Consider the following 16,287-nt stretch of genomic DNA (forward strand, 5'->3'; position numbering starts at 1 on the left):
ATACTATATTCTATTAATTATTATACAGGAGGTGAGATATGCAATTACCAATTTTTGGAGTTGAAGAATGGTTAAATGAAAACGAAAAATTGGCTAAATATGATATAGCTGGTGTCTCCATTTCTTCTCTCTCACTAAATGAGTTATTTGACATTACTGGAACAAACAGGACTCAATTCTACCAGACATTGGCCAAGACAACTCTGGACTATGGGTGGATTGAAGGGTCACCTCAGTTCAAGCAAGCTGTTGCAAATTTATACAGGAATCAAACAGCTTCGAATATCCTGCAGAGCAATGGGGCAACAGGTGCCAACTTGACCGTCCTTTTTACTTTGGTTGAGCCTGGTGATCAAATCATTGCTCATTATCCCAGTTACCAACAACTTTATGATCTTCCGCGGTCAATGGGGGCATCTATTGACTACTGGCACATTAAAGAAGAAAATAATTGGTTGCCGGATTTAGAAGAATTAAGAAATCTGGTTGGACCTAAGACAAAGTTGATTACTATCAATAATGCTAACAATCCTACTGGAGCTTATATGGATCGGGACTATCTCCTGGAGCTGGTGGAGATTGCTAGGTCCTGTGGCGCTTATCTCTTGTCTGATGAAGTTTATCATTCCTTTGAGAGCAATCAATTGTTAGGAATTGTCGACCTTTATGACAAAGGAATTAGCGTCAACAGTTTATCCAAGACTTTTTCCTTACCTGGCCTTAGGATTGGTTGGATAGCTGCTGCAGAAAGCATATGTAAGAAAATAAAAAATTATCGGGATTACACAATGATTTGTGCAGGCGTCTTTGATGACAAGGTGGCTAGTTTAGCCCTTTCTCACTCAGATAAAATTCTCAAAAGGAATGAACAGATTGTAAGTGAAAATCTGGCCATTTTGCAAGAGTGGGTAACTCAAGAAGACAAAGCAAGTATGATCGCACCCAAAAAAGTTTCGACAGCTTTTGTCAAACTTGATATTGAAGGTCCAATTGAAAACTTTTGTCGGTACCTTTTAAACGAATATGAGACTTTGGTTGTACCGGGTAATCGCTTTGCCCGTGAGTCATATGTCAGAATTGGCTATACCTGCAAAAAGGAAACCTTAATTGCGGGCTTACAGTGCTTGAGCTTAGCTTTAAACAAGTATCAAGCAGATAATAAAAAATAGATGAGGAATTTATCATGAATAAAAAACAAATTTTAACTAGTGTAGTTGCAACTATGGCTCTTTTAAGCTTATCTGCTTGTGGTAACAGCAGTAAGGAAAGTCTCCAAGATCAGATTAAAAAGGATGGAAAATTAGTCGTCGCTCTTAGTCCAGATTATGCACCTTTTGAATTCAAAACATTGCAAAATGGCAAAGATACAATTGTCGGTTCTGATGTTCAATTGGCACAAGCTATTGCTGATGAATTAGGTGTCAAATTAGAAATTTCACCGATGAGTTTTGATAATGTCTTATCAAGTGTTCAAACGGGTAAAGCAGATATGGCCATTTCAGGAATTTCTTATACAGAAGAGCGTGCAAAAGTTTATGATTTTTCAAAACCATACTATTCTACTGAAAATGCAATTTTGATTAAAGCATCAAATAAAAATCAATTACAAAATTTGGATAGTTTAGCCAACAAAAAAGTGGCTGTCCAAAAAGGGACGATAGAAGAGGGGTTGTCAAAAGAGCAATTGAAATCATCGCACATCGTTTCGTTAACTGCTATGAGTGAAGCTGTCAATGAATTAAAATCTGGTCAAGTTGACGCAGTTGATTTAGAAGGACCAGTAGCAGAAGGTTATCTTGCTCAAAATCCTGAATTAGCAATTGCAGATTATAAGCTAAAAACTAGTGAAGGTGATGCAAAAGCAGTAGCAATGCCAAAAGGCAGCAAGGAGTTAAAAGCTACAACAAACAAAGTGATAACTAAACTAAAAGCTAAGGATGGCTATAAAAAATTTATAAAAGAAGCAGCAAAACTAACAGGAAAAGCAGTTGATTAAAATTCTTGTCAAAGTTTAATTCCTCCAAAAGAATCCATACATGAAAAATTTATTGACATTTTCCGAAAAGTCATGTAATATAGTTAAGAACGTGAAAATGTTACGATATCTTGAGGAGGTGAAACACATGTCAAAAACAGTAGTACGTAAAAATGAATCACTTGACGATGCACTTCGTCGCTTCAAACGTTCTGTAACTAAAGCTGGTACTCTTCAAGAATCACGTAAACGTGAATTCTACGAAAAACCTTCTGTAAAACGTAAACGCAAATCAGAAGCAGCTCGCAAACGTAAAAAATTCTAATTTATAGAACATAAAAGCAGTCTTTCGTAAGAAAGACTGCTTTTGATTCTCTTCTTCAAAATGGCCCCGAAAAAAAAAGAAGCCAAAGGCTTCCATTTTTTATATCTTCTTAAACTTCTTTGCTTGCAAGTAAGTCGCGGATTTGAACAAGTAGTTCTTCTTGAGTAGGACCAGCGATAACTGGTTCTTCTTCAACTTTACGGTAACTCATAGCTTTATTTGCAGCTTTAACTACGAAGAATAAAGTAGTACCAACGATTATGAAGTTGATAACAGCAGCGATGAAGCTACCATATTTAACACCATTCCATACTAATTCAGCAATGTTAGAAACACCAGCAGCTTTTAATACTGGGTTTAAAATAAGTGGAGTAACCACATCAGCAACTAAAGAGTCAATGATTGCTTTAAATGCAGCACCAATAACAACAGCTACAGCTAAATCTAACACATTCCCTTTAAATAAAAATTCTTTTAATTCTTTTATCATTAGAATTCCCCTTTTCTTAATTAAGATTATCATAACATAAATTTTATGAAAATGACAACCAATTTAACCTTGTTTTTTTAAATTTACAAAATTCTTTTCAAGTGATATAATAAAGATAAAATTAAAATGGGATTTTTGTGGGGAGGTGAAGTCTTGGCAGTTGATAAAGAAATGATTTCCCAAATAAAAAATAGCCTAAATATTGTTGATGTCATTGGAGAAGTTGTCAGTCTTTCACGATCAGGTCGACATTATTTAGGACTGTGTCCCTTTCATAAAGAAAAGACACCCTCATTTAATGTGATAGAAGACCGACAATTTTTTCATTGTTTTGGTTGTGGCAAATCTGGAGATGTTTTTAAATTTGTCGAAGAATATCGGCAAGTTCCTTTCTTAGAAAGCGTTGAAATTTTAGCTGAAAAAGCTGGTATGGCGGTCAATATAGCCTCACAAAGGCAAGACTATAGTCCACGTGTCTCAGCTCACCAACAATTAATAGCAATTCACGAAGATGCTTTGAAATTTTACCACGCTGTCTTAATGACGACAACTGTTGGGCAAAACGCTAGGAACTACCTTTATAATAGAGGGATGACAGATGAGTTATTAGAGCATTTTAATATTGGTTTGGCGCCTGATGAAAGTAACTATCTTTTTCAAAGCTTATCAAAAAAATACAGTGAAGAAGAATTAGCAGCTTCGGGCCTTTTTAATTTATCGGAGCAATCTAATACCATTTATGATGCCTTTCGAAATCGGATAATGTTCCCATTAACTGATGAAAGAGGTAGTACGATAGCATTTTCAGGACGGATATGGACTGAAAAAGATCAAGCGGCCAAAATTGCTAAGTATAAGAATTCAAGAGCTACAGTACTTTTTAATAAATCCTTTGAATTTTACCATTTAGATAAGGCCAAGCCTGTTATTTCAAAAACACATGAAGTGTTTTTGATGGAAGGGTTTATGGATGTAATTGCTGCTTATCGAGCAGGTTTTGAAAATGCTATCGCTTCAATGGGGACGGCATTGACTCAAGAGCATGTCAATCATCTGAAAAAATTAACTAAGAAAATCGTTATCACTTACGATGGTGATAGTGCTGGTCAAAATGCAATTGCTAAATCTCTAGATTTATTAAAAGAGTTTCAAGTTGAAATTGTTAGAATTCCAAATCAGATGGATCCAGATGAATTTATTCAAAAGAATTCTGAAGAAGAGTTGGCAAATCTACTTAGTCATTCTAGAATTAGTAGCACAGAATTTTTTATCGATTACTTTTTACCCGAAAATATGGATAATTTGCAGTCTCAGATTGCTTACGTTGAAAAGATAGCGAAAATTATTGCAGCTGATCCATCTATAACAGCACAAAATTCATACATTAATCGTGTTTCTGATTTATTACCAGATTTTGATTACTTACAAGTTGAACAGTCTGTTAACAGTTACCGACTACAAGATAGACAAGAACGACAAGGTCAGATTGTTAAATCGGAATCAACCTTGGTTACGTTACCTATTAGTAAGAGTATAACAGCCTTAGTTCGCACGGAAAATCATTTACTACACCGGATAATTCATAATGATTATTTATTAAATGAATTTCGAACTAAAGAAAATTTTTATTTTGATACACCTAGTTTAGAAGAGTTGTATCAGTTATTAAAAACTAATGGGGAAATTAGTCCCCTGGATTTATCTCAACTTTCTCAAGAAGTCACCCAAGCTTATTATCGCGTATTAGAAGAAAGTCTCCCTGTAGAAGTAGCACCAGGTGAGATTGATGATTTACTGCAAAAGCGCCAGCGATTATTAAAAGAAAGAGATATTCATAAACAAGGAAAACAAGTTAGAGAATCAAGCAATAAGGGTGACCATCAATTAGCCTTAGAAGTTTTGGAAAATCTAATAGCGCAAAAACGAAATATGGAATAGAGGAAAAAATGGCCAAAGAAAACGATATTACAACTTTTAACGTTCAAGTTGCAGATTTTATTCGTAATCATAAAAAAGAAGGATCTGCAGTTGATGATGAAATTACAGAAAAATTAGTTATCCCATTCGTTTTAGATGCTGACCAAATTGATGATTTATTAGAACGCCTGACTGATGGCGGTATTTCTATCACAGATAAAGAAGGAAATCCTTCATCTAAATATGTTGTTGAAGAACCAAAACCTGAAGAACTTACAGATGAGCAATTAATCGGAAGTAATTCAGCTAAGGTAAATGATCCAGTTCGTATGTACTTGAAAGAAATTGGGGTTGTTCCACTATTAACTGGTGAAGAAGAAAAAGAATTAGCAGTAGCTGTTGATGAAGGCGATTTAGAAGCTAAACAACGTCTGGCTGAAGCTAATTTACGTCTTGTAGTATCTATTGCTAAACGCTATGTTGGTCGTGGCATGCAATTTTTGGATTTAATTCAAGAAGGTAATATGGGGCTTATGAAAGCAGTTGATAAGTTTGACTATTCTAAAGGTTTTAAATTTTCAACTTATGCAACATGGTGGATTCGCCAAGCAATTACACGTGCCATCGCCGACCAAGCACGTACTATTCGTATTCCAGTACATATGGTCGAAACGATTAATAAATTAGTTAGAGAACAACGTAATTTGTTACAAGAATTAGGACAAGACCCAACGCCAGAACAAATTGCTGAGCGTATGGAAATGACACCTGATAAAGTACGTGAAATTCTAAAAATTGCTCAAGAACCTGTTTCACTTGAAACTCCTATTGGTGAAGAAGATGATAGCCATCTTGGTGATTTTATTGAAGATGAAGTGATTGAAAATCCAGTAGATTATACAACACGTGTTGTTTTACGTGAACAATTAGATGAAGTTTTAGATACATTAACTGACCGTGAAGAAAATGTATTGAGACTACGTTTTGGTCTTGATGATGGGAAAATGCGTACTTTAGAAGATGTTGGTAAAGTTTTCAACGTTACAAGAGAGCGTATCCGTCAAATTGAAGCCAAAGCACTCCGCAAACTCCGCCACCCAAGCAGAAGCAAACAATTAAGAGACTTTATTGAGGACTGATAAATGCCAGTGACACTTATCAGCGGTTTTCCTAGAAATTAAAGAGAAAACTGGTTTGGACCTTTTTAACGGTGAGCTTGAAATATAAAACGAGCCTAGAAGATCAAGAAAGAATAAAATCCTTGAAATAGATGAAATATGGAGATATGAGCCATGACTGATGATAAAAACTATACTGACGAACAAATTGCTAAAATTAAAGATCGTATTTTAGAAGCACTTGAAATGGTAATTGACCCAGAATTGGGAATTGATATTGTCAATCTTGGCTTAATCTATGAAATTCATTTTAAGGATGATGGTCATACACAAATTGATATGACCTTAACTACCATGGGTTGTCCACTAGCCGATCTCTTGACTGACCAAATTCATGATGTTATGAAGGATGTTCCAGAAGTGACTTCGGTGGATGTGAAACTTGTTTGGTATCCGGCTTGGACAGTCGATAAAATGAGTCGTTATGCACGAATTGCTCTAGGAATTCGATAAAAAGTATAAAAGGGATGAAATATCCCTTTTTTTATTGTAAAATATATGATAGTTATATACTTGATTACAGCAAGTTTAAGGAGAAAAATATATGATTTTAATTACAGGTAGCAATGGACAACTAGGTACAGAACTTCGTTATTTATTAGATGAAAGAAATGAAGAGTATGTCGCTGTAGATGTAGCAGAAATGGACATCACAAATCCTGAAAAAGTAGAAGAAGTTTTCTCACAAGTAAAACCCACTCTAGTCTATCATTGTGCAGCTTACACAGCTGTAGATGCTGCTGAAGACGAAGGCAAAAAACTTAATCAATTAATCAACGTTGATGGCACTGAAAACATTGCAAAAGCATGTGGAAATCATAATGCAACCTTAGTTTATATCTCAACAGACTATGTCTTTGATGGTCAAAAACCAGTTGGAGAAGAATGGTTAGAAACTGATGTCCCAGATCCTAAAACTGAATATGGTAGAACAAAACGTTTAGGTGAAGAAGCAGTTGAAAAATATGCAGATAAATTTTACATTATCAGAACGGCATGGGTTTTTGGGAATTATGGCAAAAACTTTGTTTTCACAATGCAAGAGTTAGCAAAAAAACATCCAAAATTAACTGTTGTTGATGACCAACATGGTCGTCCAACATGGACACGAACGTTAGCAGAATTTATGACCTATTTAGCTGAAAACAATAAAAATTTTGGCTATTACCACTTGTCAAATGATGCTAAAGAAGATACAACTTGGTATGATTTTGCAAAAGAAATTTTAAAAGATACAAATGTTGAAGTTACTCCAGTTGATTCATCTGCTTTCCCGGCTAAGGCAAAACGTCCACTAAATTCTACAATGAATTTAGATAAAGCAAAAGCTACAGGTTTTGTGATTCCAACTTGGCAAGATGCCTTAAAAGAGTTTTACAAACAAGAAGAAAAATAAAAAAGTTTAGCCAAAGACCATAGCTCTTTGGCTTTTTCTATTGGTAAAATATCGCTATTGCTAGTCTTTTATGCTATAATAATCATTGATTATATTTAGAATGGGGCATTGTGACATGCAAGACGTTTTTATTATTGGTAGCCGAGGTTTACCTGCAAAATATGGTGGTTTCGAGACTTTTGTGGATCAATTAGTGACACATCAAAAATCACCTGATATTAGCTATCATGTTGCTTGTCTAAGCGATACTCAACATCATGAACACTTTGAATATAATGGAGTGGATTGTTTTTATATTAATCCTCCCAAACTTGGTCCAGCTCGAGTCATTGCTTATGATATCATGGCCGTAAATTATGCCCTGTCTTATATTGACCAACATCAAATTGACAAACCGATTTTTTATTTATTAGGGAATACCATAGGTGGCTTTATGGGACCTTTGGTAAAAAAAATTCGGGATCGAGATGGACTGTTTTACATCAATCCTGACGGTTTGGAATGGAAAAGGTCAAAATGGACAGTTCCGGTAAGATGGTATTTAAAATTTGCTGAAAAGAAGATGACCAAACTTGCTGATTTAGTTATTTCTGACAATATTGGCATTGAAAAATACATTAATGACAACTATCCTTGGGCCATGACTAAATTCATAGCCTATGGAACCGATACTAAGCCCTCTAATTTATCTTTTGAAGACGATATCGTGCGTGATTATTTTTATCAATTTGACTTCAATGAAAAAGGCTATTATTTAGTTTTGGGTCGCTTTGTACCTGAGAATAATTATGAAACGATTATCAATGAGTTTATGACTTCACACACAGAACGGGATTTGATTATCATTTGTAATAATAAAGGTAACACCTATTATGATACCTTAATTAAAAAAACCGGCTGTAATAGAGATGAGCGTATAAAATTCATTGGGACACAATATGACAGGCAACTTGTTAATTATATCAGGGAAAATGCATTTGCTTATATTCATGGTCATGAGGTTGGTGGAACCAACCCAGGTTTATTAGAAGCGTTAGCTCATACCAATCTTAATTTAGTACTGGGAGTTGACTTTAATAAATCAGTTGCAAGGACCAGTGCACTCTATTGGACTAAAAAAGAAAATGACTTATCACAGTTAATTGATAGTGTCGACGAACGTTCAAACTATGAGTCGCTAGGCCAAGAAGCTAAGAAAATTATTCAGGAAAATTACACATGGGAAAAAATAGTAGAGGAATACGAGGCTTTATTTTTAAATGAAAATTAATATTCTGATGTCTACATACAATGGGGAAAAATACCTAGCCCAACAAATTAAAAGTATCCAAGATCAAACTCTTACTGATTGGAAACTTTTAATTCGTGACGATGGGTCTAGTGATAGGACACCTCAAATCATTAAAGAGTTTGTAGACATAGATTCTCGAATTGTTTTTATTAATGAAAATGATCGAGAAAATTTTGGAGTTATCAAAAATTTTTATACTTTAGTAAAACATGAAGTAGCTGATTTCTACTTTTTTAGTGATCAAGATGATTATTGGATACCAAGGAAACTTGAAATATCTATTGAAGAGGCATTGAAATATAATGAAAGTGAACCACTTTTAGTTTATACAGACTTGTCAATTGTCAATAATCAATTGGAAGTTTTGCAAGAAAGCATGATTCGTTATCAATCTGATCACGCTAATACAGATTTATTATCAGAATTAACAGAGAATTCTGTGACTGGTGGGACATCAGTCATTAATCATTGTTTGGCAGAATTATGGACACAGTCTGATAACTTATTGATGCATGATTGGTATTTAGCCTTAATTGCTGCAGCAAAAGGCAAACTAGTTTATATCGATCAGCCAACGGAGCTATATCGTCAGCATGAAGCTAACGTTTTAGGAGCTAGAACGTGGTCAAAACGAATCAATAGTTGGATCAATCCAAGCCAATCTCTAAAGAAATATTGGTGGCTAATTACATCAAGTCAAAAACAAGCAAGTTATTTACTTGAATTGGATATAGATAATTTTAAGAAATCTATGATTGAATCATATGTAACTCTGATTGAACAACCCTTTTTAACACGCATAGAATTATTAAGAAAGTATGGTTTTAAAAAAAATAGACCATTTCACACATTTATATTTAGAACTCTAATTATTACAAAATTAGGGTATAGGAGAAAGTAAGTAATGGAATTATTCAGTAAAAAGAATCGTATTCTTTTGAAAGAATTAGTTAAAACTGATTTTAAATTAAGATATCAAGGAAGTGCCATCGGTTATCTATGGTCCATCTTAAAACCGCTAATGATGTTTACAATTATGTATTTGGTCTTCATCCGCTTCTTGAGATTAGGTGGGTCTGTACCGCATTTCCCTGTTGCCTTGTTATTAGCCAATGTTATTTGGTCATTCTTTTCAGAAGCGACAGGTATGGGAATGGTTTCGATTGTAACAAGGGGAGATTTACTCCGAAAGTTAAATTTTTCTAAGCACACAATTGTCTTTTCTGCTGTATTAGGCGCATTAATCAATTTTTCAATCAACCTAGTAGTCGTACTTATCTTTGCGGTCATTAATGGTGTTACCATTTCTTCACATGCATACCTTGCAGTATTTTTATTTATTGAACTATTTGTGTTAGCCGTCGGAGTAGCTTTGCTTTTATCAACATTATTTGTTTATTATCGAGACTTAGCTCAAGTTTGGGAAGTTTTGATGCAAGCTGCCATGTATGCGACACCGATAATTTATCCTATTACATTTGTATCTGACCAACATCTTTTAGCAGCAAAAATTCTAATGTTAAATCCACTTGCACAGATGATTCAAGATTTTAGATATTTGTTAATTGACAGAGCAAATGCGACAATTTGGCAAATGTCACATAATTGGTATTATGTTATTATTCCCTATATTCTACCTTTTTGCATTTTGGCTTTAGGAATTATTGTATTTAATAAAAATGCTAAGAAATTTGCGGAGATTATCTAATGACAGAAACTAAAAAAGAAATTGCAGTAAAAGTAGAACATGTTAGTAAATCCTTTAAATTACCGACAGAAGCAACAAAAAGCTTTAGAACAACTTTAGTCAATAGATTCAGAGGGATAAAAGGTTTTACAGAGCAACGTGTTTTAAAAGATATTAATTTTGATGTACATAAAGGTGATTTTTTTGGAATTGTTGGACGAAACGGCTCTGGTAAGTCTACATTATTAAAAATCATTTCACAAATCTATGTTCCTGAAAAGGGTCAAGTGACTGTTGATGGTAAAATGGTTTCATTTATTGAGTTAGGTGTGGGCTTTAATCCAGAATTAACTGGACGCGATAACGTCTATATGAACGGTGCCATGCTTGGATTCACACAAGAAGAAGTAGATGGTATGTATGATGATATTGTTAGCTTTGCAGAGTTACATGATTTCATGAACCAAAAACTAAAAAATTATTCTAGCGGGATGCAAGTCCGCTTAGCATTTTCTGTTGCAATTAAAGCACAAGGAGATGTTCTAATACTTGATGAAGTATTAGCGGTTGGGGATGAAGCATTTCAACGAAAATGTAACGACTACTTTATGGAACGCAAAGCTAGTGGAAAGACTACAATATTAGTTACCCATGATATGGGTGCTGTAAAAAAATATTGTAATCGTGCTGTGCTTATTGAAGACGGCTTAGTAAAAGCGTATGGTAACCCTGACGATGTAGCCAATCAATACAGTTTTGACAATGCTATTGTGACGGAAGAAGAATCTAATGAAGAAAATGAAACTGAAGAGCAAATTTCATTCATTGAGGATTTAAAGGTTAACTTATTGTCAAAAAGTCTACAAGGACCAGACGATATAATTGAATTTGAAATCCACTACGATGTTCTAAAAGATATGAAAACATATATTGCTTTTTCTCTAACTGATATTGATAGAAATATATGGATTTATAATGATAATACAATGGACAATATGACTAGTGGAACTGGCAAAAAAATTCAACGATATAAGTGTAGTGTGTCAACACTCAATAATGTGAAATTAAAATTACAAGTATCAATTAGAGATGAAGATGATAAAATGATTGCATTTGCTAATAATGAAAATAGTCCAATTGTTATTGTAAATAGAACGGACATTGACGAGGATGATTTTTCAGAATTAGATTCATCTACCGGTATGTTGAAAAGAAATGGACAATGGGAATTTGTAAATGAATAAATTGGTGTCAGTTGTTGTTACATGTTACAATCATGAACAATATATTGAAGAGTGTTTAAGAAGTATTTTTAAACAAACATATACTAATATTGAACTGTTGATTTTTAATGATGGCTCAAAAGATTCTTCAGGAGAAATCATAAAAAGCATTTTGAAAGCTTCTCCTTTTAAGGATACGAATTATTTTGAACATTCAAATATGGGACTAGTCGCTACTAGAAACAGGGCATTCGAATACATCAATGGAGAATATTTATTGTTTGTTGATAGTGATAATTTTCTACAAGAAAATTATATCGAACAACTTTTATTGACTTCAATTGAAAATAATTTCGACATAGTTTATTCAAAATTAGTGAATCCAGATAATAATAATATTGTTCTTGAACTTCAACCGTTTAATTTAGATCACTTTTATATTGAAAACTTTATTGATTCTTGTTCACTGATTAAGAGAAATATTATTGGAAATATTAGATATGATGATTATCTAAATTATAAGAAACTTGAAGATTATGATTTTTTTATGAATCTAATTATTTTAAATAATGCAATTCCTGGTCCCTGTGAGAATACCTACTTAAATTATCGTGTAATAGATACATCAATGAGTGCTAGAGATGATTTGAAATATTATTACCAAGTTTATTCTTATATTCTTGGTAAATACTTCTCATACAATCCTAAATTAGCTCAAAATGCTCTGAAAATAAATTTCGAAAGATTATATAATCTTTCGAATATAGATGGTCAATATGAGAATCAAAAATTAACAATTTATTATACAAGTGAAAATAAACCATTTTTTTCACAGGATAGTATTTTAGAATATGACCTAAAGAAAAGCGACAAAATTAAAATTGAAGTTCCTAATGATACTACATATATTAGAATTGATTTAGGAGAACTACCAAGTTTTTACAATGACATTTCACTAGTTAATTTATCAACGAATACTTCATTAATTGGGATACATTCAAACGGGATAAACATTAACAATGGAATGATTTTTAATGAATTTGATCCTCAAATTATTTATGATATAAAATCAATACAGTTGAAAAACCTTGAATTACTGTATTCAAGGTTTAATATTGCTAATATTTATTCTGATGATTATATAGGAAAAATATTAGGTGAAAAAATTACTAATTATAAAGAAGTAGTAGCAGAACGTGATTTATTTTTACAAAACTTCTCACAAACGTTAACTGAGAGAGATTATTATAAAAATGAGTTGGAAGAAATGGTTGTTCGTTATAATTCTGTTACCCATTCACGTAGATGGACAATTCCAACGAAAATAATTAATTTTTTTAATAAAATTTTACAGAGAAAAAGTTGAGAATTAATACTAAAATTAAATACCGTAGGAGAACAAAATGAAGAGATTACTTTTATACGTGCACTTTAATAAATATAATAAATTGAGTTCACATGTGGAGTACCAATTAAAAAAATTAAATCCTCTATTTTCAAAAGTAATATTCATTTCTAATAGTCAATTAACTAGTGAAGATCAGTCAAAATTATATGATCAAGGATTAATCAATGATATTATTATTCGAAAAAACATTGGATTTGATTTTGCGGCTTGGCGCGATGGAATGTTGAAAATTGGTTTCGAAGATCTTAAAACTTATGACTCTATTACAACAATGAATGATACATGTTTTGGACCGATTTGGGATATGACTGATTATTATGAAAGGTTTGAAAATGACTCAGATGTTGATCTTTGGGGATTAACTAATAATCGAGAAAATAAAAAAACACTTCATAATAATGGATTTAGGGAACATATACAAAGTTATTTTATTTCATTCAAAAAGGCAGTTATACTGTCTGAAAGTTTTTACAATTTTTGGTTAGGTATAAAGGATCTTACAAATGTTGATGAAGTAATATCTAATTATGAAACTAAAGTAACCACGACATTCATAGATGCAGGTTTTAAATATGATGTCATTTTTAATACTGTGAATGAGGATGCTAGCCAATTGCTGCATGCTGATTTTTCTTATTATCATCCCACAGCGATTCTTCAACATCGAGTACCTTTCATCAAAGTAAAAGCAATAGATAATAATCAACATATAACTCCATATTTATTGGACTACATAAAAATAGAGTCTACTTATCCAGTGGATTTGATTGTTGAGCATATGTCAGATATTAATTATCCGGATTTTAAATATCTATTAGCAAATAAATATCTAAAATCTGATTTGCCAAGTGAAGTAATTAATAAAAAAGTTGCAATTCATTTACATACTTTTTATGTTGATCTTTTACAAGAATTTTTAAGTGCATTTGAGAATTTTCATTTTGATTATGATTTGTTTATTACAACTGATATCGAAGAGAAAAAAACACAAATTGAAAATGTATTGAATGAAAATAATCAAAAAGCTGAGGTCTTTGTAACTGGTAATATTGGTCGCGATGTTTTACCAATGTTGCTTTTAAAAGAAAAATTGTCAGTTTATGACTACATTGGTCATTTTCACACCAAAAAATCCAAAGAAGCTGATTTTTGGGCTGGAGAAAGCTGGAGAAAAGAGCTTATCAAAATGTTGGTCCTTCCAGCAGATAGCATCTTAGCAACTCTTGAAAAAAATAAAGTAGGTATCGTTATTGCTGATATGCCGACTTATTTCCGTTATAATAAGATAGTAACGGCTTGGAATGAAAATCTTATAGCCCCGGAAATGAATGAGTTATGGAAAAAAATGGGATTAACAAAGTCCATTGATTTCAATCATCTTCACACTTTTGTCATGTCCTATGGGACCTTTGTCTGGTTTAAATATGATGCTTTAAAGCCTTTATTTGACTTGAACCTGACAGTAGAAGATGTACCTGCTGAGCCATTACCTCAAAATTCAATATTACATGCAATAGAAAGGCTATTAATTTATATTGCTTGGAATCAACATTATGATTTTAGGATTTCTAAAAATCCAGTTGACTTAACTCCATTCATCGATAATAAATTATTGAATGAACGTGGAAATGGTGCACCAAATACCTTTGTAGACTTCACTTACATGGGTGGTATAAAAGGAGCATTAAAATATATTGTGATAGGACCTGCTCGAGCATTAAAATATATAATAAAAAGAATAAAGGAAAAATTAGTTAGGAATTGATATGAGTCATAGAGAAACAAAAAGTCACAACAATAATAAGTTAACTATATCAACTATAGTAAAATATCTATTTCCATTAGTAATAACAATTCTAGTTTATATATCTTCAAAAAGTTTATTACTATTGTTTATTGGATTAATTGAGTTATCAGTAATCTTCTTTCTTACAAACGCAATATTATCTTCCAAAAGAAATATTATTGGATATTCTCTAAATTCAATACTATTATTAATATTTAATATTCAGTTTTTTGTTAAATATTTTTCGGGGACATTTGTTAATTTAATTATGTTAACAAATTTTGAATCATTAGACGGATTGTCTGGTAAATTTCCTATATATATTGGCGGGACAATATTAGTATTACTATTTTCATTTTTACCTGTTGGTTATGTCAAATTTTTCAAAAACAATACTGCATTTTTATCAGCATTTCTAGCATTTGAATTATTAATTACTATGTTATATGGTAATTCATATTCACAAGCATTTGGTGTTTATAATATTGCATTACAATATAAAAATAATATGGAACTTAGAGCTGCAATTAAAGCACAAGGGAATGTAACAAAAGAGTTCTATAAAGATAAAATTTCAAGTGCTCGAGATACTGATAAAAAACTTCCGAAAAATCCAAATGTAGTGGTAATATTTACTGAGGGATTATCACAACATGTTATCGATGATGAAAGAAATATTATGCCGAATGTAAAAGATTTACAAAATAAATCTATTACATTTAATAACTATTATAATCATACTTTCGCAACATATAGAGGACTTATTGGTCAATTATATTCAGGCTATCAATTAGAAAATTATGACAAAAACAATTTAGTTTCAATTCAAAGCATACTAAAAAATAATGGTTATAGTACAACATTTATTAACGCAGAACCTAAGAATACTCAATTCACCTCATATTTAGAATCCTTTGGATTTGACAAGGTGATTAGTGATTATAAAAATACAAAAGGGAATGCAAATAGCCTATCTGACGAACAGTCGTACAATAAATTATTCGAGACAATGCAAAAAGAAAATGAAAATGGTAAACCTTTCTTTACTTCAATTTATACTTATGGTACCCATCAAACATTTGATTCAAGTGATAAAAAGTTTAAAGATGGTAAGGATAAAGTACTCAATCGTTTTTATAATGCTGATTACTACTTTGGAAAATTTATGAAAAAATTTAACAAAAGCAAGCTGTCTAAAAACACAGTTTTAGTATTCACAACAGATCATTCAACATTTGCTGATGCCGAATATAAGAGTGCTTTTCCTAAGGAAAATCGCGCAAATCCAGATTTAGGAACTATGCCATTATCAATTTATTTCAAAGGAATTTCTCCAGAAAGATTAGATGTTCAAGGAAGAAACTCTTTAAGTTTAGCTCCGACGGTTCTTGATTATATTGGAGTTTCTGAAGAAAATTACTTCTTAGGAGTTAGTTTGTTTTTTGGAAAAGATAATAATAATAGTTATGATACTATTTTCCACGATAATTCTTATACATTATCTTCTGATAAGGCTTCAATACAAGCCCCAACAGCGACACAACAAGAAATTATTGATAATCAATTACAAAAATATTTTGCAGCAAAACAACAAATAGTAGAAAAATAAGG

15 protein-coding genes are annotated in these 16,287 nt (G+C 32.2%); 14 read left to right on the forward strand and 1 reads right to left on the reverse strand.

Annotated features, from left to right (window positions below; translation table 11 throughout):
• Positions 1-38: 38 nt before the first annotated feature.
• The 3 genes from SPB_RS01295 to rpsU all read left to right on the forward strand — a co-directional run bounded on the left by SPB_RS01295 (position 39) and on the right by rpsU (position 2,300).
• Positions 39-1,169, forward strand: coding sequence for an aminotransferase (locus SPB_RS01295; RefSeq protein WP_003104056.1), 1,131 nt, complete (start codon positions 39-41; stop codon positions 1,167-1,169).
• A 14-nt stretch (positions 1,170-1,183) separates the two neighbouring features.
• A complete protein-coding gene (locus tag SPB_RS01300) occupies positions 1,184-1,996 on the forward strand; it encodes a transporter substrate-binding domain-containing protein (RefSeq protein WP_003104103.1) in 813 nt (270 codons plus the stop codon).
• 127 nt (positions 1,997-2,123) lie between these two features.
• On the forward strand, positions 2,124-2,300 hold the full coding sequence (gene rpsU, locus SPB_RS01305; RefSeq protein ID WP_000048058.1) for a 30S ribosomal protein S21: 177 nt from the start codon (positions 2,124-2,126) through the stop codon (positions 2,298-2,300).
• Positions 2,301-2,409: 109 nt separating this feature from the next.
• On the opposite strand, the gene mscL is transcribed toward rpsU, so the two are convergent.
• Positions 2,410-2,790 (reverse strand): large conductance mechanosensitive channel protein MscL, encoded by a 381-nt coding sequence (gene mscL / locus SPB_RS01310; RefSeq protein ID WP_003104850.1) that lies wholly within the window; start codon positions 2,788-2,790, stop codon positions 2,410-2,412.
• Positions 2,791-2,916: 126 nt separating this feature from the next.
• On the opposite strand from mscL, the gene dnaG reads away from it, so the two are divergent.
• The 11 genes from dnaG (at position 2,917) to SPB_RS01365 (ending at position 16,285) form a co-directional block, all read left to right on the forward strand.
• Positions 2,917-4,728 carry a DNA primase gene (dnaG, locus tag SPB_RS01315; RefSeq protein WP_003103627.1) on the forward strand — a complete coding sequence of 604 codons (1,812 nt, stop codon included), beginning with the start codon at positions 2,917-2,919 and terminating at the stop codon, positions 4,726-4,728.
• 8 nt (positions 4,729-4,736) lie between these two features.
• Positions 4,737-5,846, forward strand: coding sequence for an RNA polymerase sigma factor RpoD (gene rpoD / locus SPB_RS01320; protein WP_003105447.1), 1,110 nt, complete (start codon positions 4,737-4,739; stop codon positions 5,844-5,846).
• A gap of 153 nt (positions 5,847-5,999) precedes the next feature.
• Positions 6,000-6,338 (forward strand): metal-sulfur cluster assembly factor, encoded by a 339-nt coding sequence (locus SPB_RS01325; RefSeq protein ID WP_003104519.1) that lies wholly within the window; start codon positions 6,000-6,002, stop codon positions 6,336-6,338.
• 91 nt (positions 6,339-6,429) lie between these two features.
• The gene (rfbD, locus tag SPB_RS01330) at positions 6,430-7,281 is read left to right on the forward strand and encodes a dTDP-4-dehydrorhamnose reductase (protein WP_003103693.1); all 852 of its coding nucleotides are present in this window, start codon (positions 6,430-6,432) and stop codon (positions 7,279-7,281) included.
• 115 nt (positions 7,282-7,396) lie between these two features.
• Positions 7,397-8,551 (forward strand): beta 1-4 rhamnosyltransferase Cps2T, encoded by a 1,155-nt coding sequence (cps2T, locus tag SPB_RS01335; protein WP_003103766.1) that lies wholly within the window; start codon positions 7,397-7,399, stop codon positions 8,549-8,551.
• A complete protein-coding gene (locus SPB_RS01340; protein ID WP_003105744.1) occupies positions 8,541-9,473 on the forward strand; it encodes a glycosyltransferase family 2 protein in 933 nt (310 codons plus the stop codon). The genes cps2T and SPB_RS01340 overlap by 11 nt, the downstream gene beginning before the upstream one ends.
• Positions 9,474-9,476: 3 nt before the next feature.
• Positions 9,477-10,280 carry an ABC transporter permease gene (locus SPB_RS01345; protein ID WP_003103004.1) on the forward strand — a complete coding sequence of 268 codons (804 nt, stop codon included), beginning with the start codon at positions 9,477-9,479 and terminating at the stop codon, positions 10,278-10,280.
• On the forward strand, positions 10,280-11,503 hold the full coding sequence (locus SPB_RS01350) for an ATP-binding cassette domain-containing protein (protein ID WP_003104219.1): 1,224 nt from the start codon (positions 10,280-10,282) through the stop codon (positions 11,501-11,503). Before SPB_RS01345 ends, SPB_RS01350 begins: the two co-directional genes overlap by 1 nt.
• A complete protein-coding gene (locus tag SPB_RS01355; protein ID WP_037621083.1) occupies positions 11,496-12,848 on the forward strand; it encodes a glycosyltransferase family 2 protein in 1,353 nt (450 codons plus the stop codon). The genes SPB_RS01350 and SPB_RS01355 overlap by 8 nt, the downstream gene beginning before the upstream one ends.
• Before the next feature lie 37 nt (positions 12,849-12,885).
• Positions 12,886-14,655, forward strand: a complete 1,770-nt coding sequence (locus SPB_RS01360; protein WP_003103275.1) for a rhamnan synthesis F family protein — start codon at positions 12,886-12,888, stop codon at positions 14,653-14,655.
• A gap of 1 nt (position 14,656) precedes the next feature.
• Entirely contained in the window at positions 14,657-16,285 is a 1,629-nt protein-coding gene (locus tag SPB_RS01365; RefSeq protein ID WP_050795554.1) for an LTA synthase family protein, read from the forward strand.
• The last annotated feature ends 2 nt before the right edge of the window (positions 16,286-16,287 follow it).

It is taken from the genome of Streptococcus parauberis NCFD 2020, assembly GCF_000187935.1.
GTDB classification, from domain to species: Bacteria; Bacillota; Bacilli; order Lactobacillales; family Streptococcaceae; genus Streptococcus; species Streptococcus parauberis.